Source organism: Pseudomonas sp. (assembly GCF_049301935.1).
Classification (GTDB): Bacteria; Pseudomonadota; Gammaproteobacteria; order Pseudomonadales; family Pseudomonadaceae; genus Aquipseudomonas.
On record NZ_JBAQLP010000014.1, the window covers coordinates 13,151 to 33,222 of the forward strand.

Genomic DNA, 20,072 nt, shown 5'->3' on the forward strand with positions numbered 1-20,072 from the left:
GTCAGCCCGGTTGCAGCGTGACGCGTGGTTTTTACTTGTTATAAAAGCGAAGGCCCTATGTTTAGCTTTAGCTGGGGTTGGCGCTCTACGCCAGCGCGCAACACAGACTGTCGCGCAATCCCGCCAAGCTGCGTGAGCTGATAACCTTGCCCGCTACTGAACGGATGCGATCTTTGCCCATGCTCACCCTCTACCATGCCCCCGATCTGGAAACCCTTGGCGAGCTGGCCACCACGCTGCTCGCCACGCCGATGCGCGAGCCTTTTGCGCCGGCGTTGGTGGTGGTGCCGAGCCAGGGCATGGGGCGTTGGCTGACCCTGGAGCTGGCGCGCAAGCAGGGCATTGCCATGCAGCTGGAGGTGCAACTGCCGGCCAAGTTTGTCTGGGACCTGTCGCGCCTGTGCCTGGGGCAACTGCCGGAGCAGTCGGCGTTCAGTCCCAGCAGCCTGAGCTGGCGGCTGTATGACTGGCTGTGCGAGCCGGCCCATCTGGCCGAAGCGCCGCGTCTGGCGCATTACCTGGAAGGCGGCGATGAGCGGCGGCGCTTGTCACTTGCCATCAAGATCGCCGACGTATTCGACCAATACCTACTGTATCGCGACGACTGGCTGGCCGCCTGGGAGCGTAGCGAGCTGCAGGACCTCGGCCCGGACGAGGCCTGGCAAGCGCTGCTCTGGCGTGAGCTGACCAAGGACGGCCACCCGCACCGTGCGCGCCTGCTGGAAGAGCTGCTCGCCCGCCTGTACAACCCCGAATCCATCTCTGGTTTACCCGAGCGCGTGCTGGTGTTCGGCATCAGCTCACTACCGCCGCACCATATGCGTGTACTCGAAGGCCTGGCGCGGCACACCGAGGTGGTCATCTTTGCGCTGAATCCCTGCCGCGAAGCCTGGGGCGAGATTCGCGATATGCGTGAGCTGGCGCGGCAACCCGAAGCCGCTCTAGAAGACTGGTACCTGGATGTTGGTCACCCGCTTCTCGCTAGTTTGGGCAAGCAGGGCCGGGATTTTTTCGACAGCCTGTTCAGCCTGGCGTCCAGCGAAGGCAGTCAGGAGATCGGCCTGTATTCCGAGGACGCTGACCTGCACGACGCCAGCCTGCTGCAGGCGTTGCAGAACGACATCCTGCGCCTGCGCACCCGCACCTCCGATGCGCGCCTGCTGCTGCGCGAGGACGACCGCTCGCTAGAGCTGCACGTCGCCCACTCGCCGCTGCGCGAGGTGGAAATCCTGCATGACCAGCTGCTCGCCCGCTTTGCCGCCGAGCCGGGCCTGACCCCGGATCAGGTGGTGGTGCTGACCCCGGATATCGAGCGTTACGCGCCCTATATCGAAGCAGTGTTCGCCCCGCGTGAAGGTGTACCGCGGATTCCCTTTAGCCTGGCCGACCGCAGCCTGCGCGCGGAAATCCCGCTGATCGAAGCTTTCCTCAACCTGCTGGCGCTGCCGGACAGCCGCTTTGCCGCCGAAGAGATTCTCGCCTGGCTGGAGCAGCCGGCCATCGCCCGCCGTGTCGCTATCGAAGCCGAAGACCTGCCATTGCTGCGCGACTGGCTGCGTGAGGCCGGGGTGCGCTGGGGCCGCGATGAAACGCACCGCGAGCAACTGGGTCTGCCCGCCGATGCCGCCTTTACCTGGCGGCAAGGGCTGGATCGCCTGCTGCTGGGCTTTGCTGCGCCGCCACAACTTGCCGGTCTGGCCGCGCCGCTGCTGGGCGATAGCTGGCCGCTGGATGCCCTGGAAGGCGGCCGGGCGCAGCTGCTCGGTCGCCTGGTCGGCTTTGTCGAGCGTCTGACTGCCCTGGCGCAGAGCCTGCAACGGCCACGGCCGCTGGGCGACTGGGCCGAGTCGCTGCAAGGGCTGATCGAGCAGCTGTTCGATGAGCGCGAGGCAGGCGATACCCTGTTGCTGCTGTCCAAGGCCTGTGCGGCGCTCAAGGAGCAGGGCGACGCCTCGGGGGTCGAGCGGCCCATCGAGCTGGCGCTGATTCGCCAGCAGCTGACCGCGGCACTGGAGCAAGGCAGCGCCGCCTCCGGCTTTCTGACCGGCGCGGTAACCTTCTGCACCATGGTGCCGATGCGCAGCCTGCCGTTTCGCCTGGTCTGCCTGCTCGGCCTGGATGACGGCGCGTTGCCACGCCGCACGCCAGCTGCCGGCTTCGACCTGATCAGCCAGAAACCGCGGCGTGGCGACCGCGCACGGCGCCTGGATGATCGCTATCTGCTGCTGGAAACCCTGCTCTCGGCGCGCGGCGGCCTGTACCTCAGCTACGTCGGCCGCGACCCGCGCAGCAACGCCGAACTGCCGCCCTCGGTACTGGTCAGCGAGCTGCTGGATGTGATCGACCTGACGGCAGCTTCAACCGCAGAGCAGAAAGCCAGCGCACATATTACCCAGCAGCATCCGCTGCAACCCTTTGCCCCCGGCAACTTCGCCGGTGGTCAGCAGGCCGGTTTTGCCGCGCCCTGGTTCCGCGCCGCGCAGCGCCTAAGCCAGGCGGTGGAGGCGCCGCAGCCCTTTGCCAGCCGCCTTGAAGAGCCGGATGCGGACTGGCTAAACATCGAACCGAGTCAGTTGATCCACTGCTTCAAGCACCCGGCGCGCTACCTGCTGGAGCAGCGCCTCGGCCTGCGCCTGGCCGAGGGCGAAGAAGCCCTGGCCGGCGACGAGCCTTTCAGCGTCGAATGGACCAGCCAGCACGGTCTGCGTCAGCTGGCGCTGCAGGCCATCGAGCAGGGCTGGAGCGAACGCCAGGAGCGCGCTGTGGCAGCCGCCTCCGGCTGGCTGCCGGTGGGCGAGCTGGGCCAGGCGCACTGGGGGCAGATTCGCGGGCCGATCCGCGCCTTCGCCCCGACCCTGTTCGACGAGCGCCCGGAAGATCCACCGCAGCCGCTGTTGGTGGATATCGACCTGGCCGGTGTGCGCATCCACGGCTGGCTCGATGGCGTGACCAGCGCCGGCCTGTTCGACTACCGCCTGCGCGACCTGGGCGCCTGGGAGCTGGCGCCGTTCTGGCTGCGGCATCTGCTGCTCAACTGCGCCGCCCCGCCCGGCATCAGCCGCGACAGCCGCCTGCTCTCACCAAAAAGTGAATGGCGCCTAGGGCCGCTGGCAAGCCCCCTGGTGTTGCTTGAACCCTGGCTGCACGCCTACAAGAGCGCGCTATGCGAGCCGCTGCCGGTACTCGCCAAATGCAGCTATGGCTTTGCCAAGAAATGGCGCAAGCCCGGCAAGAAAGAGCCCATCGATGCAGCACGCAGCGAAGCGCGGGTGATGTGGCACGGCAACGACTATATGACCGGCGAAGGCCAGGACCCCTGGAACCGACTGGCCTTCCGCGACCGCGAGCCGTTGGACGAACGCTTCGAGGCCCTGGCCGAACAGCTCTACGGCCCAGCGCTGGACGCCCTGCAAGGCAGTGACGAGGACGACACATGAGCGCCGCCAGCCTGGATCTACTCAAGGACAGCTTCACCGGCCGCTCGCTGATTGAGGCCAGCGCCGGCACCGGCAAGACCTGGACCCTGACCGCGCTGTACGCCCGCCTGTTGCTGGAGAAGCAGCTCAGCGTCAGCCAGATTCTGGTGGTGACCTTTACCACCGCCGCCACTGCCGAGCTGCGCGAGCGTATCCGCAAACGTCTGGCCGAGCTGCTGGCGGTCTACGAACAAGGGCCGGGCGACGACACGCTGCTCAACGCGCTGCACGCCCAGTACCCGGACCCGGCCAGCCATCGCCGTCTGCTGCTGGCCGTGCATGGTTTTGACGAGGCGGCGATCTTCACCATCCACGGCTTCTGCCAGCGCGCTTTGCAGGACGCGGCGTTTGAGGCCGGTGGCGACTTCGACAACGAACTGACCCATGACGACCGCGAGATTCTCGATGCCCTACTCGCCGACCTCTGGCGCCACGAGCTGGCCGCCGCCGAGCCGGAATGGGCGGCGTTTCTAGTGCAGCAGAAGATCACCCCGCAGGTTCTACGCCAGCGTTTGCGCAATCACCTGGGCAAGCCCTATCTGCGCATCGAGCCGCAACCGGGCGCGCGCAGCGAGATGAGCGCCCTGCGCGCCGCCTGGCAGCAGGCGCAGCGCTGCTGGCTGAGTGAAAGCGCCGCCTGGCTGGCGCAACTTAAGGCCTTCGATGGCTTCAAGAGCGCTATGTGCAACCCGGCCAAGCTGGGCCTCTGGCAGGCCGAGCTGGATGGCTATTTCAGCGACGCCGCCGCGCTGTTCAGCAAGACCGAGGCGCACCGCCGCCTATCCCGCGAGGGGCTGAACAAGGCCAGCAAGAAGGGCTGCGAGGCGCCGGCCAACCCCCTGGCCGCTGCATTGCAGGCGCTCTGCGACGCCCTCGATGCGGCGCAACCCGAGGCCGAGCAGCGCCTGATCGACCTGCAGGTACGGCTGATCGGCCAGCTCAACGAGCAACTGCCGGCACGCAAGGCGGCGCAACGCTTGCTGGCCTTCGATGACCTGCTCAACAAGCTACGCCAGGCGCTCTACGGCGAGGGCGGTGAGCACCTGGCGAGCACCCTACGCACACAATACCCGGTGGCGCTGATCGATGAGTTTCAGGACACCGACCCGGTGCAGTACCGGGTATTCCATCGTATCTATGAGAGCGATGGGGACTTATGTTTTGTAGGCGACCCCAAGCAGGCCATCTATGCCTTTAGGGGCGCGGACCTGGCCACCTACCTCAAGGCCCGCGACGAAGCCGCGCGGCAATACAGCCTGGCCACCAACCATCGCTCCACGCCCGAGCTGATCGCCGCGCTCAACCTGCTGTTCAAGCGGCCCATGCCCTTTGCCGAAAAGGGCCTGGACTACCCACAGGTCGGGGCCAGTGACAAGGCGCGTGCGCAGCTGGTGTTGCCCGTGATCGAGGATGAACAGGACGCACCGCTGGCGCTGGTCTGGCTGGCTGACGAACACCTGGGCAAGGGCGAAGCCGGCAGCCTGGTGGCGCGGGATACGGCGCGGCGTATCGCGGCGGTACTTAGTGCCAGCAGCCAGGGCCGGGCCTATTTCGACGAGGGCGGCACACGCACCCCGCTTAAAGGCGGCGATATCGCCGTGCTGGTCGCCAGCCATCGTCAGGCCAGTGAAGTGGCTGCCGAGCTGGCCGCCCGTGGCGTGCCCAGTGTGCGGCGTGGCAAGGAGAACGTCTGGCACAGCGAGGAGGCCGAGGAGCTGGCCGCAGTACTGGCCGCCTACGCCGAACCGGGCCGCGAAGGCGCGCTGCGCTACGCCCTGGCCAGCCGCTTGCTGGGACGCAGCGCTCTGGATCTGGCGACCTGCCAGGACAATGCCCAGGCCTGGGACGCCGAGCGCGAAGCTGCCGAACGCTACCACCAGCTGTGGCAGCAGCAGGGCTTTATGCGCGCCTTCCGCGCCTGGCTGGACGAGCAGCAGGTGGCGCCGCGCCTGCTGGCGCTGGTGGACGGCGAACGGCGGCTGACCAACCTGCTGCACCTGGCCGAGCTGCTGCAAACCGAGAGCCTGCAACGCCCCGGCCTGGAGCAATTGCTCGCCTGGTTTAACGCCCAGCGCAGCGCCGAGGCCCACGGCGAAGAGGCCCTGCTGCGCCTGGAAAGCGATGCCGAGCGGGTGCAGATCGTCACCATCCACACCTCCAAAGGCCTGGAATACCCCTTGGTGTTCTGCCCCTACCTGTGGGACGGCGCGCTGTTGCGCCAGAGTGAGGACATCAGCTGCCATGCCGAGGACGGTACGCCGCTGCTCGATCTGGGTGGCGAGCAGTTCGACACGCACCGCGAGCGCGCCCGGCATGAGCGTTTCGCCGAGCGCCTGCGCCTGACCTACGTGGCCCTGACCCGCGCGCGGGACCGCTTGTGGCTGCACTGGGGGCCGGTGGACTGCAAACCGAAAAAGGACGGCAGCCTCGGCGACAGTGGCCTGCACAGCAGCGCCCTGGCCTGGCTGCTGCACGGTCGTGCATTGGCGGGTGAGGATGCCCTGCTTGAACTCGCCAGCCACTTTCAGAGCCTTACCCCGCAGGGTTTGCGCGGCGAGATCGAGCAGTTGGTCGCCGGTAGCCAGAGCCAGATGACCCTGCAGCCGCTGCGTGCGATAGAAGCCAGCGCCGCTGGCGAGCAACGCGCCCCGGCGCCGCAGCAACTGGCCAGCCTACAGCGCAGCCTGCACAGCGCCTGGCGCGTCGGCAGCTTTTCAGGATTAGCCGCCGGTATGCATATGGAAGCGCCGGATCGCGACGGCCTGGTCATGCCCGATGCCAGCGAGCCGGGCAGTGGCTTTTTCGCCTTCCCCCGTGGCGCGCGCGCCGGCACCTGTTTGCACGCCATTCTTGAAGACTGGGCGCGCGGCAAGGCCGCGCTGGCGGACCTGATTGAGCCGGGCCTGACTGGGCATGGCATCAGCAGCGACTGGCACGCGGTGGCGCTTGAGCAGCTGCAACAGGTGATCGACGCCGATCTGGATGGCCAGGGTCTGACTCTGGCCGGCCTTAATCCGGCGCGGCGCTTGGCCGAACTGGGCTTTACCTTTCCCCTCGCCGGGCTGGATGTGCAGCGCCTGCGCGCGATTCTCTGCGACCCGGCCCATGGCCTGGCCGCGCCGATGCGTGAAGCGGCGGCGCGGCTGGAATTCGACAGCCTCAAGGGCTTCCTCAAGGGTTTTATCGACCTGTGCTTCGAGCACGACGGGCGCTGGTATATCGCCGACTACAAATCCAACTGGCTCGGCCCGGACGCCAGCTACTACGGCGGTGAGCGCCTGCTGCAAGCCCTGGCCGCCGAGCACTATTACCTGCAATACCTGATCTACCTGGTGGCGCTGCGGCGCTTCCTGCGTCAGCGCCTGGCCGACTTCCAGAGTGACCAGCTGGGCGGTGCCTACTACCTGTTTCTGCGCGGCATGCCGAGCGCCGGGGTGTACTTCTCACGGCCCAGCGATGACCTGTTGGATGCGTTGGATAAGCTGTTTGCGGAGGGCAAATGACCGTTTATGTAGGATGGGTTGAGCCTGCGATACCCATCAATCTGCAGGCTGAAGCTCTGTTGGGTATCGCTGCGCTCGACCCAACCTACGGGAGCGGCATATGAACCTCGCCGATCTGCCTCTCGGCCCGCTGGAGCGCGCCCTGGTCGCCAGCCTGCAACGCCTCGACCCGCAGGCTTCGCCCCTGGTGCTGGCCTCTGCGGCGCTGCTCTGTACGGCCCTGGATCAGGGCGATGTCTGTCTGCCCCTGGCGCGCTTGGCCGGGCGGCGACCCTGGCCCGATCACCCCTTCAGCCTGCCGGCGCTGAGCGAATGGCAGGCGCAGCTGCAAGCATCCGCCCTGGTCGGCGGCGATGGCGATTTCACCCCGCTGATTCTCGACCACGGCCGCCTCTATCTGGCGCGCTACCAGGCTTACGAACGCCAGTTGGCCGAGCAGCTGTTGGTGCGTGCGGCCAATCTGCCGGTGGTCGACGAGACGCAACTGAGCGAAAGCCTGAGCCGGCTGTTTGCCTTCAACCAGCAGCAACCCGACTGGCAGCGCCTGGCCGCCGCGCAAGCGGTGCGGCGCAAGCTGGCAGTGATCTCCGGCGGCCCCGGCACCGGCAAGACCACCACCGTGGTGCGTCTGCTGGCGGCATTACTGGAACAACCGGGCTGCGAACAGCTGGCCATCGGCCTGGCCGCGCCCACCGGCAAGGCGGCGGCGCGGATGGCCGAGGCGATTCGCACTGCCAAGACCGAACTGCCGGTCAGCGAGGCGATCAAGGCGGCGCTGCCCGATGAGGCGCGCACCCTGCATCGCCTGCTCGGCAGCCGGGGCGACAGCCCGCAGGTACGCCATCACGCGGCCAATCCGCTGGCGCTGGACGTGTTGGTGGTGGATGAAGCCTCGATGGTCGACCTGGCGCTGATGGCCAAGCTGCTCGACGCCCTGCCGGCCAGCGCGCGGCTGATTCTGCTCGGCGACAAGGATCAACTCTGCGCCGTGGAAGCCGGCGCGGTGTTCGCCGAGCTCTGCGAGGGTCGTGGCTTCGATACCCAGGCGGCGAGCGAACTGCAACGTATCACCGGCCAGCAGGTGCCGGTGAATGATCCGACTTCGCAGCTCGGCGATGCCGTGGTGCTGCTGACCCATAGCCACCGCTTTGCCGGCGACAGTGGTATCGGCGAACTGGCGCGGCGGATCAACGGCGGCGATGTCGCCGGCACCCTCAGTCTACTCAAGGACGCGCGCAAGGATCTGGCCTGGAATGCCGCGCCGACCCCGACCGACCTGCTGGATCGCCTGGATCGCGGTTACGCACCCTACCTGGCAGCGTCGCAAACCGGCGATCCGGCCGCGACCTTCGCCGCATTCAACACCTTTCGCGCGCTGACCGCCCAGCGCGAAGGGGCTTGGGGTGTGGCCGGCATCAACGAAGCGCTGGAAGCACGGATCAAACGCCGCAGCCAGGTCGCTAGCCGCGAACGCTGGTACGTCGGCCGGCCAATCATGGTGCGACAGAACGACTACGCCCTCGGTTTGTTTAACGGCGATATCGGCATCTGCCTGCACAGCGAATACGGCCTGCGGGTGTTTTTCGAAGGCGAAGACGGCTACCGCCCCTTCGCCCCGGCACGCCTGCCCAGCCACGACAGCGCCTTTGCCATGACCGTACACAAAAGCCAGGGCTCGGAATTCAGCGAAGTGCTGCTGGCCCTGCCCGAACAACCCAGCCCACTGCTGACCCGCAGCCTGTTCTACACCGGCATCACCCGCGCCAAGCACAAGGTAGAAATCTGGGCCCTGCCACCACGCCTGGGTGAAGCAGTGGCCACCCGCGCCGACCGCGCGGCGGGCTTGGCCGAGCGGCTGGCCAATGCCCCTGCTACTGGGTATCTGGATGTGCCCCGCGCGACCAATGGCCAGTTAGGGCTGTTTGACTAGTTATGCGCATAGTGCCGCCTACACTGGGACTCAGAGTCACTGCTGCTCTGCGTTGCGCCTCCCGCGCTAAGGTCAGGTTGATGCCTGCACGAACACTTACCGGTCTGTTCTTAAGCCTGCTGCTATGCACTAACGCCCAGGCCGCGCCGTTGCGTCTGGTCACCGGCGATGACTACGCGCCCTTCACCGGCAAGGCGCTGCCTGCGGGCGGCATGCTGACCCAGGTGGTGCGCGCGGCGTTGCAGCAGGGCAATATCGCCAACAGCCTGGACTGGAACCCGTGGAAGCGTGGTTACTTAAAGACTCTGCGCGGCGACTATGACGCGACTTTCCCTTATATCCGCACCCCGCAGCGCGAAGCGCTATTCCTCTATTCGGCTGCGCTTTTCACTGCCGAGCAGCATATTTTCAGCCGCGCCGGTGAGGTGATCGAGGTCGGCGATGTGCCCAGCATGCAGGGTCGCCGGCTGTGTTACCCGCTGGGCTGGCAGCCGCCACCGATCATTCAGCAGTTGCTCGATGCTGGGCAAATAAGCCGGCATTCTCCGGCGGGGCTAAATGAGTGTGCACGCCTGCTGCTGCTGCGCCGCGATGATTTCTTTATCTCCGACCGGCGCCTGGGTGAAGCCGCATTGCGCTTGAGCGGCGTGCCGCTCGAGCGGTTTCGCCGCTCCGAAAACGCGATCAGCAGCAGCACCTTGCACCTGATCGTGCCACGCAGCCATCCGCAGGCGGCGGTGATCATCGCCCAGTTCAATCAAGGGTTGGCGCAATTGCGCACCAGCGGCGAGTACCAGCGCCTACTTGAGCGTCATCTGCAGCAGGACCAGAGCGCTACGCCCTGAGCTGGCGCAGCGGTTGTAGGGCTGATTGGTGAAGGTGTCTCGGTTGGTTTTTATGGCCGGCCATCCCTGGCGGCCACCCTACGGGCCGTCGCGGAGCGACGTTAAAAATGACTCCCGGCCATTTTTTATGGCCGGCCATCTCCGGCGGCCACCCTGCGGGCCATCGCGGCGCGAGATTAAAAATGCCCCCCGGTCATTTTTTTAGCTTGGGATTGGGGAAGAACTGCACGACTTGCACCTTGGGATTGGCGGCCTTGGGTTTTAGCGCGCTGATATTGACCCGCGTCGGCAGTTCGCGCGGCACCGAGTTGCCGCGTTCGTCCAGGGTATCGGCGTAGCCGCAGCCGACACATTCGCGATGGGGCACGCCATCGACGTTCCACATCTGGATCTTGTCCATTTCGCTGCACGCCGGGCACACCGCGCCGGCGATAAAGCGTTTTGCGCTGACATTCACAGGTGTATCTGTCATGCGGCCTCCTGGCTCAGACCGAGGTGGCGCAGCAGGGCGTCGATCGACGGCTCGCGGCCACGGAAGTCAACAAACAGCAGCATCGGTTCCTGGGAGCCGCCACGGGCCAGAATCGCCTCGCGGAAGGCGCGACCGGTGGCGCGGTTAAACACCCCTTCTTCTTCAAACTTGGCGAAGGCATCGGCGCTCAGCACTTCGGCCCACTTGTAGCTGTAGTAACCGGCCGCGTAACCGCCGGCGAAGATATGCGCGAAGCTGTTGGGGAAGCGGTTGTAGGCCGGCGGACGCAGCACCGAGACTTCCTGGCGGATGCCTTCGAGCACCTCCAGCACACTGCGGCCGTCGCCCTGGCTGGCGTGCAGTTCGAAGTCGAACAGGCTGAACTCGATTTGCCGCACCATCATCAGTCCGGACTGGAAGTTCTTCGCCGCCAGCATCTTGTCCAGTAGGTCCTGGGGCAGCGGCTGGCCGCTCTCGTAATGGCCGGAGATCAGCGCCAGGCCTTCCGGCTCCCAGCACCAGTTCTCCATAAACTGGCTCGGCAGCTCCACCGCATCCCAGGCCACGCCGTTGATGCCGGAGGCGCCGGCGTGCTCGACACGGGTCAGCAGGTGATGCAGGCCGTGGCCGAATTCGTGGAACAGGGTGGTGACTTCATCGTGGGTCAGCAGCGCCGGCTTACCGCCGACGGCCGGGGTGAAGTTGCACACCAGGTTGGCCACCGGGCTGATCAGCGTGCCATCGGCAGTGCGACGCTTGTCGCGCGCGCCGTCCATCCAGGCACCGCCGCGCTTGTTGGCGCGAGCGTAGAGGTCGAAGAAGAAGCGCCCGACGTGGGCGCCGTTCTCGCTGATCTCGAACAGGCGCACATCCGGGTGCCAGCTGTCGAAGCCGGACAGTTCCTTAATCTGGATGCCATAAAGCTTCTCGACTATGGCGAACAGGCCGCTGAGCACCTTGTCGATGGGGAAGTAGGCGCGGAGGATTTCCTGGGAAATGCTGTAGCGCTGCTCGCGCAGTTTCTCGCTGTAGTAGCCGACGTCCCAGCTTTGCAGATCGCTGCAGCCTTGTTCGGCGGCAAAGGCTTGCAGCTCGCGCAGATCCTGCTCGGCAAACGGCTTGCCGCGCACGCCGAGGTCACGCAGGAAGTGCAGCACCTGCTCGGTGGTGTCGGCCATCTTGCTGGCCAGGCTCAGCTCGGCGTAGTTGCCGAAGCCCAGCAGCTTGGCCAGCTCCTGACGCAGGGCGAGGATTTCCAGCATCACCGGGCCGTTGTCGTGCTGCCCGGCATTCGGCCCCTGATCGGAGGCGCGGGTGCAGTAGGCGGCATACAGCTCTTCGCGCAGCGCGCGGTCGTTGGCGTAAGTCATTACCGCGAAGTAGCTGGGGAATTCCAGGCTGACCAGCCAGCCGTCCAGGCCCTTGGCCTCGGCAGCCTGCTGCATCTGCGCCTTGGCCGAATCGGTCAGGCCATCCAGCGCGGCCTCGTCGGTGACGTGCTTGGTCCAGGCCTGGGTGGCATCCAGCAGCTGGTTGGAGAAGGTGCTGGCCAGCTCGGAGAGCTTCATCTGAATCTCGCCGTAGCGCTTCTGCTGCTCGGCCGGCAGGTCGATACCGGACAGGCGGAAGTCGCGCAGGGTGTGTTCGAGGATGGTCTTCTGTGCCACGTCGAAACCCGCGGCCGCAGGGCTTTCGGCCAACGCCTGATAGGCCTGGAACAGCGCCTGGTTCTGACCGATTTCGGTCCAGTACTCGGACAGCTTGGGCAGGCAAGCCTCGTAGGCGGCGCGCAGCTCGGCGCTGTTGCACACCGCATTCAGGTGGCTGACCGGGCTCCAGGCCTGGCCCAGGCGTGCGCCCAGTTCGTCCAGCGCCAGCACCAGGCCATCCCAGCTCGGTGTGCCAGACTGTTGTGCAAGCAAACGGCTTATGGCCGCGCGGTTGTCGGCAAGAATGCTATCCACCGCCGGCTCGACATGTTCCGGACGAATGGCGGCATAGGACGGCAGATCGAAGGCTTGCAGCAGTGGGTTGTGGGCAGTCACGACAAGTCACCTGTCACTCGATAAGGTTGCAGCACTGCGGCGCAGGCTGAAAAAGGCCGGGGCAAAGAAAAATGCCTGATGACCTGAACATGGGGGTCATCTTAATTACAATCAAGCTAAGACGCAGCCCAAGAGGTTTCTATCGTGGCGATTCGTACTTACCAACAATTCACCCCCCTGCTCGGCTCACGGGCCTTTGTCGATGCCTCGGCCGTGGTGCTCGGCGATGTGGAAATCGGTGCGGACAGCTCGATCTGGCCGCTGGTGGTGATCCGCGGCGACATGCACAGCATCCGCATCGGCGAGCGCACCAGCGTCCAGGATGGCAGTGTGTTGCACATCACCCACGCCGGGCCCTTCAACCCGCGCGGCTATCCGCTGAATATCGGCGACGATGTGACCATCGGCCATAACGTCACCCTGCACGGCTGTAACATCGGCAACCGGGTGCTGATCGGCATGGGCAGCATCGTCATGGACGGGGTGGTGATCGAGGATGAAGTGATGCTCGGTGCCGGCAGCCTGGTGCCGCCTGGCAGCCATCTACAAAGCGGCTACCTGTACGTCGGCAGCCCGGCCAAACAGGCCCGCGAGCTGAGCGAGAAGGAGCGCAGCTATTTCCGCTACAGCGCCGATAACTACGTGCACCTGAAGGATCAGCACCTGATGGAAGGCTACGCCGGCTGATGCGGCCAAGACTGGATTACCGCAACATCCTGTTTGACCTCGATGGCACCCTCACCGACCCACGCGAGGGCATTACCCGCTCGGTGCAGCATGCGCTGGCCCGGCTCGGTATCCATGAGCCGGATCTGCAGGCGCTGGAGCACTTTATCGGCCCGCCCTTGTTGCAGTGCTTTATGCACAGCTATGGCTTCGACCAGGCCACCGCCTGGCAGGCGGTGCAGCACTATCGCGAGCGCTTTGCCGAGGTGGGGTTGTATGAGAACCGCCTGTTCGATGGCGTGCCCGCGCTGTTGCAGTTGCTCGGCGAGCAGGGCCGCACGCTGTATATCGCTACCAGCAAGCCGAGCGTATTTGCCGAGCAGATTGCCCGGCACTTCGGTTTTGCCCAGCACTTCAAGGTGATTTACGGCAGCGAGCTGGATGGCACGCGCACCGACAAGGTGGAGCTGATCGCCCATTTGCTGGAAAAGGAACAGCTTGTGCCAGAGACGACGCTGATGATCGGCGATCGCAAGCACGACCTGATCGGCGCCAGGCGCAATGGCCTGGATGCCGCGGCGGTGGCTTATGGCTTCGGCAGCGCGGCCGAGTTGCAGGCCGAGGCACCGACCTATCACTTTCACAGCCTGGCCGAGCTGCACCAGGCATTTGTGGGGTAAACCGTAGGATGGGTTGAGCGCAGCGATACCCATGCTGCCCATGCGATGGGTTACGCCGCTACGCGTCCAACCCATCCTACGTTTAGCCGTTTTTCTGGTAGATGATCTTCTTGCTGCCGCCGTCGCAGCTGCCGACCACCATATTGGGGTCAGTGGCTTCTTCAGTGGGCACGATTTCCAGGGTGTAGCTGGCCACGCCGGCGGCCTGGATTTTCACTTCAATTTCCGCGCGCAGCTCTTCGCAGGGCTTGGACGCCGCCAGCCCGCCGGTACTGAATAGGCCAAGCAGCACGGCCAGACTCAATCTGTTCATTGCATCGCTCCTTTTGCCTAAACAGGCACTCCGAGTGTTTGACCGGCATCCGGCTGCGTGGGTTCTCAAGAGCCTGGCGATAATCCGCCCAGTCGCGCATGCCGTTCCGCCTCAGGCAGTTTGCCCAGTGCCGCGACACGCCGATAGAAGCGCGGCCAGTCGCGGCCGGCCTGCTCGAACAGCGCGGCAAAGGCCGGCACCCATCGATCATAGAGGCCAAACGGTAACAGCTTGGCGTTGTTGAGCGGTGCGTTGATCCAGCCATCGTAACGGCCGCTGCCGCCCCATTCACGCTCGCGCAGCGCCTGGTATTCGGCGCGCAAGCGCTCAAACTCGGCCTGTTTGCCGCTGCGCATCTGCGCCGCTGACAGGCCGCTGTCATACAGCTGTTCGAGCCGCGCTCGGCTGGCCAGCACCAGGGCGACAAACTGCTCGCGCTGCTGTTCGCCCTGCAGGTCGCTGGGTTGCAGCCCCTGCTGGGCGCGCCATTGGCGCAGGCCTTCACGCTCGACAAAGCTGGCGAAGGATTCGTTGAACGCGGTGTCGTCCGTCACATACAGCTGCTGGTGCGCCAGCTCGTGGAAGATCACCGCCACCAGGCGCTCATCGCTCCAGCGCAGCATGGTGTTGAGAATCGGGTCATCAAACCAGCCCAGGGTGGAATAGGCCTCGACCCCGCCCAGGTAGGTATCCAGGCCCTGCTGTTTAAGCAGTGCTGCCGAGCCGCGCGCGCGACCCTGGCTGTAGAAGCCGCGATAGGCCACACAACCGGCGATCGGGAAGCAATGCAGCTGTGGGGCGAGGGAAAATTCCGGGGTGGCGAACACATTCCACACCACGAAGGGCCGCTGGATATCGGCATACAGGCGGTAGCTGTGGTTGTCGGGTAGGCTCAGCTCAGCGCTGGCAAACTCTCGCGCCTGCTGCGCGAGGGCCAGGCGCTGCTTGAGGCCGGGGTCGGCCGCGGGGCTCTGCAGCAGCTTGGCAATCGGCTCGCGCGCCTGCAACAGCTGCAGGTGACCACTGGCCAGATGGCTGTAGTAGTCCAGGGTGCTGCAACCGCTGAGCAGCAGCGCGGCGGCCAGCACAACCCAGCGCCCGCGCAGAGCATCGAACATGACGATCACTCATTAATAGATAAGCTGCCACGCTAGCGCATCGGCGTTGCTGCCTCCAGTGCAGGATCGGCGTAGGCTAATGCTTGTTGCGATTGGTGGAGGTGTCCCATGCGTTACCTGGCTTTGCTTGGCGGTGTGCTGGTGCTCAGCGCCTGCGCCTCACCCGTACCATCGGCTGACCCGAGTCAGGCCTGGGTTGAGCTGCGCAGCCATGCCGGCACGCTGCTGATGGCGGATCGACTCGATGGCCAGCGCCTCAACGATGGCCGCTACTTCCAGGTGCCGGCCGGCGCCCATGAGCTGCAGGCGCGCTTCCAGTTCGAGGTGAACAGCGGCGGCGGCCTGGATGGCGCCTATGAGCCGCGCCAGGTGACCTGCGAGATTCGCGTGCGGCATGACAACTTCGTCGCCGGTCAGCGCTACCGGCTGGAAGCCAGACCCCTGCAGATGAAAGCCCAGGCCTGGCTCTACGACCAGCAGCGCACTGTGCTGGCACGCGGCAAGGTCCTGCGTTGCGGCACGTTCTGACCTGGGCTCGGCTGACTAGCCACGTAGCTGTGCGACCAGTTCGAAGGCATGCAGGCGGTCGGCGAAGTCGTACAGGTCGCAGGTGAAGATCAGCTCGTCCGCGCCGGTCTGTTCCAGCAGCACCTCCAGGCGTGCGCGGATTTTCTCCGGGCCGCCGATCATCGCCATGCCGAGGAAGCTGCTGACCGCCTCCTTCTCATGCGGCAGCCACAGGCCCTGCATGCTCGCCACCGGCGGCTTCTGCACCAGGCTCTGGCCGCGAATCAGGGCGAGGATGCGCTGGTAGGCCGAGGTGGCCAGGTATTGCGCTTGCTCGTCCGTGTCGGCGGCAATCAGCGGCACACCGAGCATCACATAAGGCTTGTCGAGCACCGCCGAGGGCTTAAAGTGGTTGCGGTAGACGCGAATCGCCTCATGCATATAGCGCGGCGCAAAGTGCGAGGCGAAGGCGTAAGGCAGGCCCTTTTCGCCCGCCAGTTGGGCGCTGAACAGGCTGGAGCCGAGCAGCCAGATCGGCACGTTGGTGCCGCTGCCAGGCATGGCGATCACCCGCTGATCCGGTGTGCGCGGGCCAAGGTAGCGCTGCAGCTCTGCCACATCCGCCGGGAAATCATCGGCGCTGCCAGTCCGCTCGCGGCGCAGCGCCTGGGCGGTGAAATGATCCGCCCCCGGCGCACGGCCCAGGCCCAGTTCGATGCGGCCGGGGTAGAGCGTGGCCAGGGTGCCGAACTGTTCGGCAATCACCAGCGGTGCGTGGTTGGGCAACATCACCCCGCCCGAGCCCAGGCGAATACGTGAGGTGCCGGCGGCCAGGTAGCCGATCAACACGGACGTAGCCGAGCTGGCGATGCCATCCATATTATGGTGTTCGGCCACCCAGAAGCGCTCGAAGCCCAGGCGCTCGACATACTGCGCCAGCGCCAGGGAATTATGCAGCGCCTGGGCGGCGTTGCCGTCGTCACGTATCGGGGCGAGGTCAAGGGTGGAGAATTTGCTCTGTGCGAGTGCGCTCATCGGGCCTGCCTGTGGGTTATCCGCTTGCTTGGGCGCACCAACGCGCCAATACCTGAGTGAGATAGTGGGGTTTATTCTGCGGATTCCAAGGGGCGATTGGCTGGGCACACGACCACTGGCCTGCGCGCAGGGCAGTGGTCGTGGCTGTACGGCGGTCAGCTGCTGCTGAGGCGGAAACCGATTTTCAGGGTGACCTGATAATGGCCAACCTTGCCCGCCACGATATGACCGCGGGTTTCCGTCACTTCGAACCACTCCAGGTTGCGGATGGATTTGGCCGCCTCGGCCAGGGCATTTTCGATGGCGTCCTCGATGCTGACTTTCGAGGAACCGACGATTTCGATTTTCTTGTAGGTGTGATGATCGGACATGAGCGTGCTCCTCTGGCTGATAGTTCAACGCTAGTTGAGTCGCCGCTGTTCTGCCCGCTCAATCGCTCAATGCTGCAGTTCATTGCGCAACCACTCGGCCAATAGCTGCGCGCGTTTATCCAGGCGGCGGGCCGGCAGCCACAGGGCCAAGCGTGCCGAGGTGTCGACAAAGCCCCAGGGCGCGACCAGGCGACCGGCGGCCAGATCGTCGGCCACCAGCTGCTGCGGCGCGATGGCCACCCCCAGACCGGCGGCGGCGGCTTCCAGCAGGTAATACAGGTGTTCGAAACCCTGGCCAAGTTTTAACGCGCCAGCGTCCAGGGCGTTGCGTGCGGCCCAGCTGGGCCAGGCCTGCGGGCGGGAACTGGTGTGCAGCAAGGGCTCGCTCAGCAGGGCAACGGGCGGCGCCTGGTGCAATATGGCGAAGTGCGCATAACGCGGACTCAGCACTGGGCCGATGCGCTCGGCAGCCAGCTCGAATACCTGCATATCCGCCGGCCAGGGCGGCTCGGCGAACCACAGGGTGGCATCTACACCGCTGCGCCGTGGGTCCAGATCGCCTTCGCTGGCGGACAGTTGCAGGCGCAGTTCCGGCAACTCGCGATTGAGCCGATCCAGGCGCGGGATAAACCAGCGCGCCAGCAGGCTGCCGGGACAGGCCAGGACAAACGGCGCATCGGCCTGGCCCTGCTGCAACTCGGCGCAGGTACTGCGCAGGCGCTTGAACAGATCGGCGCTGACATCGCGCAGGCGCAGCCCTGCATCTGTGAGTTTAAGGCCGCGACCGTCCTTGCTGAACAGCGCCACACCCAGGTGCTCTTCCAGGCTGCGCACCTGCCGGCTGACCGCGCCATGGGTCACATGCAGCTCATTGGCCGCCTGGCTGATGCTGTTTAGCCGCGCGGCGGCTTCGAAGGCGCGCAGGGCATTGAGCGGCGGAAGGTCTTGGCTCATTTGTGAGTTTTCCTGACAGGTCGTGGCGATCTTATCGCTTTTGTCGCGCGCACTACAGTTTTATCCTGTGTGCATTGCCGTAGGAGCGGATCATTAAATCCGCAATTCACGGCTCACATATTTCAAGGAGAACGCCATGACTTCCTTCCGCACTGGCCCTGACGCCAACGGCCTGTTCGGCTCGTTCGGCGGCCAATATGTTGCCGAAACCCTGATGCCGCTGATCCACGACCTGGCCGATGAATACGAAAAGGCCAAGCTCGACCCCGAGTTCCAGAAGGAGCTGGCCTACTTCCAGCGTGATTTCGTCGGCCGACCCAGCCCACTGTACTTCGCCGAACGCCTGACCGAGATGTGCGGCGGCGCGAAGATCTATTTCAAGCGTGAAGAGCTCAATCACACCGGCGCGCACAAGATCAATAACTGCATCGGCCAGGTACTGCTGGCCAAGCGCATGGGCAAGAAACGCATCATCGCCGAGACCGGCGCCGGCATGCACGGTGTGGCCACCGCCACTGTCGCAGCGCGTTTCGGCATGGAATGCGTGATCTTTATGGGCAGCACCGACATCCATCGTCAGCATGCCAACGTGCTGCGCATGAAACTGATGGGCGCCACTGTGATCCCGGTGGTCGCCGGCACCGGCACCCTGAAAGACGCGATGAACGAAGCCCTGCGCGACTGGGTCACCAATGTCGACAGCACCGTCTACATGATCGGCACCGTGGCCGGCCCGCACCCGTACCCGGCGATGGTGCGCGACTTCCAGGCGGTGATCGGCAAGGAAACCCGCGAGCAGATCCTCGCCCAGGAAGGCCGTCTGCCCGACAGCCTGGTGGCCTGCATCGGCGGCGGCTCCAACGCCATCGGCCTGTTCCACCCCTTCCTCGATGATCAAGATGTACAGATCATCGGCGTGGAAGCCGCCGGCTACGGCATCCAAACCGGCAAGCACGCCGCCAGCCTGAATGGCGGCGTACCGGGCGTGCTGCACGGCAACCGCACCTTCCTGCTGCAGAACGACGACGGCCAGATTATCGACGCGCATTCCATCTCGGCAGGCCTGGACTACCCCGGCATCGGCCCGGAACACGCCTGGTTGCATGAAGTCGGCCGCGTTGAATACACCTCGGTAACCGATGACGAAGCGCTGGAGGCCTTCCATATCTGCTGCCGTCAGGAGGGCATCATCCCGGCCCTGGAAACCGCCCACGCCCTGGCTGAAGTGTTCAAGCGTGCGCCCAAGCTGCCCAAGGAGCACCTGATGGTGGTCAACCTCTCCGGGCGTGGCGACAAGGACATGCAAACCATCGTGCACCACATGGAACAACAGGAGAAGCACGCATGAGCCGCCTGCAAAGCCGCTTTGCCGAGCTGAAACAACAGAACCGCGCCGCCCTGGTGACCTTCGTCACTGCCGGCGACCCGAACTACGAGGCCTCCCTAGCCATCCTCAAAGGCCTGCCGGCGGCCGGTGCCGATGTGATCGAACTGGGCATGCCCTTTACCGACCCGATGGCCGATGGCCCGGCGATCCAGCTGGCGAATATCCGCGCGCTGGAAGGCGGTCAGGACCTGGCCATGACCCTGCAGATGGTCCGCGAGTTTCGCGAAGGCGAGCAGGCCACGCCGCTGGTGCTGATGGGCTACTTCAACCCGATCCACAAGTACGGGGTCGAGCGCTTTATTGCCGAAGCCGTGGCCTCCGGCGTCGATGGCCTGATCGTCGTCGACCTGCCACCAGAGCATAACGCCGACCTCTGTGACCCCGCTCAGGTTGCGGGCCTGGACTTTATCCGCCTGACCACCCCGACCACCGACGACAAACGCCTGCCCAAGGTACTCAACGGCAGCTCCGGTTTCGTTTACTACGTCTCGGTAGCCGGCGTAACCGGTGCCGGTTCGGCCACCCTGGAGCATGTCGAGCAGGCCGTTGCCCGTCTGCGTCGCCACACCGATCTGCCGCTGTGCATCGGCTTTGGCATCCGCACCGCGGATCACGCTGCCGAGGTAGCGCGTCTGGCCGAAGGCGTGGTGGTCGGCTCGGCGCTGATCGACCAGATCGCCAACGCTAAAACTGCCGAGCAGGCGGTGGATGGCGTGCTCAGCCTGTGCAGCCAGCTGGCTGAAGGTGTACGCGGCGCGCGGGTCTGACCT

General features: G+C 65.2%; 16 protein-coding genes. 9 read left to right on the forward strand and 7 right to left on the reverse strand.

Annotation, left to right across the window (positions count from 1 at the left end; genetic code table 11):
- The first annotated feature begins 179 nt into the window (after positions 1 to 179).
- The 4 genes from recC (at position 180) to WA145_RS01850 (ending at position 9,754) form a co-directional block, all read left to right on the forward strand.
- Positions 180 to 3,437, forward strand: a complete 3,258-nt coding sequence (recC, locus tag WA145_RS01835; RefSeq protein ID WP_422579925.1) for an exodeoxyribonuclease V subunit gamma — start codon at positions 180 to 182, stop codon at positions 3,435 to 3,437.
- The gene (gene recB, locus WA145_RS01840) at positions 3,434 to 6,979 is read left to right on the forward strand and encodes an exodeoxyribonuclease V subunit beta (protein ID WP_422579926.1); all 3,546 of its coding nucleotides are present in this window, start codon (positions 3,434 to 3,436) and stop codon (positions 6,977 to 6,979) included. Before recC ends, recB begins: the two co-directional genes overlap by 4 nt.
- Positions 6,980 to 7,079: 100 nt before the next feature.
- Complete coding sequence (recD, locus tag WA145_RS01845) at positions 7,080 to 8,909, forward strand: exodeoxyribonuclease V subunit alpha (protein WP_422579927.1); 1,830 nt, start codon at positions 7,080 to 7,082, stop codon at positions 8,907 to 8,909.
- A gap of 80 nt (positions 8,910 to 8,989) precedes the next feature.
- The gene (locus tag WA145_RS01850) at positions 8,990 to 9,754 is read left to right on the forward strand and encodes a substrate-binding periplasmic protein (RefSeq protein ID WP_422579928.1); all 765 of its coding nucleotides are present in this window, start codon (positions 8,990 to 8,992) and stop codon (positions 9,752 to 9,754) included.
- Between the two features lie 193 nt (positions 9,755 to 9,947).
- Here WA145_RS01850 and WA145_RS01855 read toward each other — a convergent pair whose 3' ends face one another.
- Complete coding sequence (locus WA145_RS01855) at positions 9,948 to 10,226, reverse strand: YheV family putative zinc ribbon protein (RefSeq protein WP_422579929.1); 279 nt, start codon at positions 10,224 to 10,226, stop codon at positions 9,948 to 9,950.
- Positions 10,223 to 12,271: an oligopeptidase A gene (prlC, locus tag WA145_RS01860; protein WP_422579930.1), complete on the reverse strand. Its 2,049-nt coding sequence runs from the start codon at positions 12,269 to 12,271 to the stop codon at positions 10,223 to 10,225. The genes WA145_RS01855 and prlC overlap by 4 nt, the downstream gene beginning before the upstream one ends.
- A gap of 144 nt (positions 12,272 to 12,415) precedes the next feature.
- Between prlC and WA145_RS01865 the strand changes: the two genes are divergently transcribed.
- On the forward strand, positions 12,416 to 12,958 hold the full coding sequence (locus WA145_RS01865) for a gamma carbonic anhydrase family protein (protein WP_422579931.1): 543 nt from the start codon (positions 12,416 to 12,418) through the stop codon (positions 12,956 to 12,958).
- Positions 12,958 to 13,617, forward strand: coding sequence for an HAD family hydrolase (locus WA145_RS01870; RefSeq protein ID WP_422579932.1), 660 nt, complete (start codon positions 12,958 to 12,960; stop codon positions 13,615 to 13,617). The genes WA145_RS01865 and WA145_RS01870 overlap by 1 nt, the downstream gene beginning before the upstream one ends.
- An 82-nt stretch (positions 13,618 to 13,699) precedes the next feature.
- Here the strand turns inward: WA145_RS01870 and WA145_RS01875 are convergent, their stop codons facing one another.
- A complete protein-coding gene (locus WA145_RS01875; RefSeq protein ID WP_422579933.1) occupies positions 13,700 to 13,930 on the reverse strand; it encodes a DUF1161 domain-containing protein in 231 nt (76 codons plus the stop codon).
- Positions 13,931 to 13,995: 65 nt separating this feature from the next.
- Entirely contained in the window at positions 13,996 to 15,048 is a 1,053-nt protein-coding gene (locus WA145_RS01880; RefSeq protein WP_422579934.1) for an aminopeptidase, read from the reverse strand.
- A gap of 108 nt (positions 15,049 to 15,156) precedes the next feature.
- Between WA145_RS01880 and WA145_RS01885 the strand changes: the two genes are divergently transcribed.
- The gene (locus tag WA145_RS01885; RefSeq protein WP_422579935.1) at positions 15,157 to 15,576 is read left to right on the forward strand and encodes a hypothetical protein; all 420 of its coding nucleotides are present in this window, start codon (positions 15,157 to 15,159) and stop codon (positions 15,574 to 15,576) included.
- Between the two features lie 15 nt (positions 15,577 to 15,591).
- Here the strand turns inward: WA145_RS01885 and WA145_RS01890 are convergent, their stop codons facing one another.
- The 3 genes from WA145_RS01890 to WA145_RS01900 all read right to left on the reverse strand — a co-directional run bounded on the left by WA145_RS01890 (position 15,592) and on the right by WA145_RS01900 (position 17,915).
- Positions 15,592 to 16,590 carry an LLM class flavin-dependent oxidoreductase gene (locus WA145_RS01890; RefSeq protein ID WP_422579936.1) on the reverse strand — a complete coding sequence of 333 codons (999 nt, stop codon included), beginning with the start codon at positions 16,588 to 16,590 and terminating at the stop codon, positions 15,592 to 15,594.
- A gap of 155 nt (positions 16,591 to 16,745) precedes the next feature.
- On the reverse strand, positions 16,746 to 16,961 hold the full coding sequence (locus WA145_RS01895) for a dodecin (protein ID WP_422579937.1): 216 nt from the start codon (positions 16,959 to 16,961) through the stop codon (positions 16,746 to 16,748).
- 66 nt (positions 16,962 to 17,027) lie between these two features.
- On the reverse strand, positions 17,028 to 17,915 hold the full coding sequence (locus tag WA145_RS01900) for a LysR family transcriptional regulator (protein WP_422579938.1): 888 nt from the start codon (positions 17,913 to 17,915) through the stop codon (positions 17,028 to 17,030).
- A gap of 136 nt (positions 17,916 to 18,051) precedes the next feature.
- Between WA145_RS01900 and trpB the strand changes: the two genes are divergently transcribed.
- Positions 18,052 to 19,263: a tryptophan synthase subunit beta gene (trpB, locus tag WA145_RS01905; RefSeq protein WP_422579939.1), complete on the forward strand. Its 1,212-nt coding sequence runs from the start codon at positions 18,052 to 18,054 to the stop codon at positions 19,261 to 19,263.
- On the forward strand, positions 19,260 to 20,069 hold the full coding sequence (gene trpA / locus WA145_RS01910) for a tryptophan synthase subunit alpha (RefSeq protein WP_422579940.1): 810 nt from the start codon (positions 19,260 to 19,262) through the stop codon (positions 20,067 to 20,069). Before trpB ends, trpA begins: the two co-directional genes overlap by 4 nt.
- The last annotated feature ends 3 nt before the right edge of the window (positions 20,070 to 20,072 follow it).

What these genes read in the sequence shown, in the direction of transcription:
- recC (WP_422579925.1), top strand. Translation starts at nt 180, where the DNA reads ATGCTCACCCTCTACCATGCCCCCGATCTGGAAACCCTTGGCGAGCTG.
- recB (WP_422579926.1), top strand. Translation starts at nt 3,434, where the DNA reads ATGAGCGCCGCCAGCCTGGATCTACTCAAGGACAGCTTCACCGGCCGC.
- recD (WP_422579927.1), top strand. Translation starts at nt 7,080, where the DNA reads ATGAACCTCGCCGATCTGCCTCTCGGCCCGCTGGAGCGCGCCCTGGTC.
- WA145_RS01850 (WP_422579928.1), top strand. Translation starts at nt 8,990, where the DNA reads ATGCCTGCACGAACACTTACCGGTCTGTTCTTAAGCCTGCTGCTATGC.
- WA145_RS01855 (WP_422579929.1), bottom strand. Translation starts at nt 10,226, where the DNA reads ATGACAGATACACCTGTGAATGTCAGCGCAAAACGCTTTATCGCCGGC.
- WA145_RS01870 (WP_422579932.1), top strand. Translation starts at nt 12,958, where the DNA reads ATGCGGCCAAGACTGGATTACCGCAACATCCTGTTTGACCTCGATGGC.
- WA145_RS01875 (WP_422579933.1), bottom strand. Translation starts at nt 13,930, where the DNA reads ATGAACAGATTGAGTCTGGCCGTGCTGCTTGGCCTATTCAGTACCGGC.
- WA145_RS01880 (WP_422579934.1), bottom strand. Translation starts at nt 15,048, where the DNA reads ATGTTCGATGCTCTGCGCGGGCGCTGGGTTGTGCTGGCCGCCGCGCTG.
- WA145_RS01885 (WP_422579935.1), top strand. Translation starts at nt 15,157, where the DNA reads ATGCGTTACCTGGCTTTGCTTGGCGGTGTGCTGGTGCTCAGCGCCTGC.
- WA145_RS01890 (WP_422579936.1), bottom strand. Translation starts at nt 16,590, where the DNA reads ATGAGCGCACTCGCACAGAGCAAATTCTCCACCCTTGACCTCGCCCCG.
- WA145_RS01895 (WP_422579937.1), bottom strand. Translation starts at nt 16,961, where the DNA reads ATGTCCGATCATCACACCTACAAGAAAATCGAAATCGTCGGTTCCTCG.
- WA145_RS01900 (WP_422579938.1), bottom strand. Translation starts at nt 17,915, where the DNA reads ATGAGCCAAGACCTTCCGCCGCTCAATGCCCTGCGCGCCTTCGAAGCC.
- trpB (WP_422579939.1), top strand. Translation starts at nt 18,052, where the DNA reads ATGACTTCCTTCCGCACTGGCCCTGACGCCAACGGCCTGTTCGGCTCG.
- trpA (WP_422579940.1), top strand. Translation starts at nt 19,260, where the DNA reads ATGAGCCGCCTGCAAAGCCGCTTTGCCGAGCTGAAACAACAGAACCGC.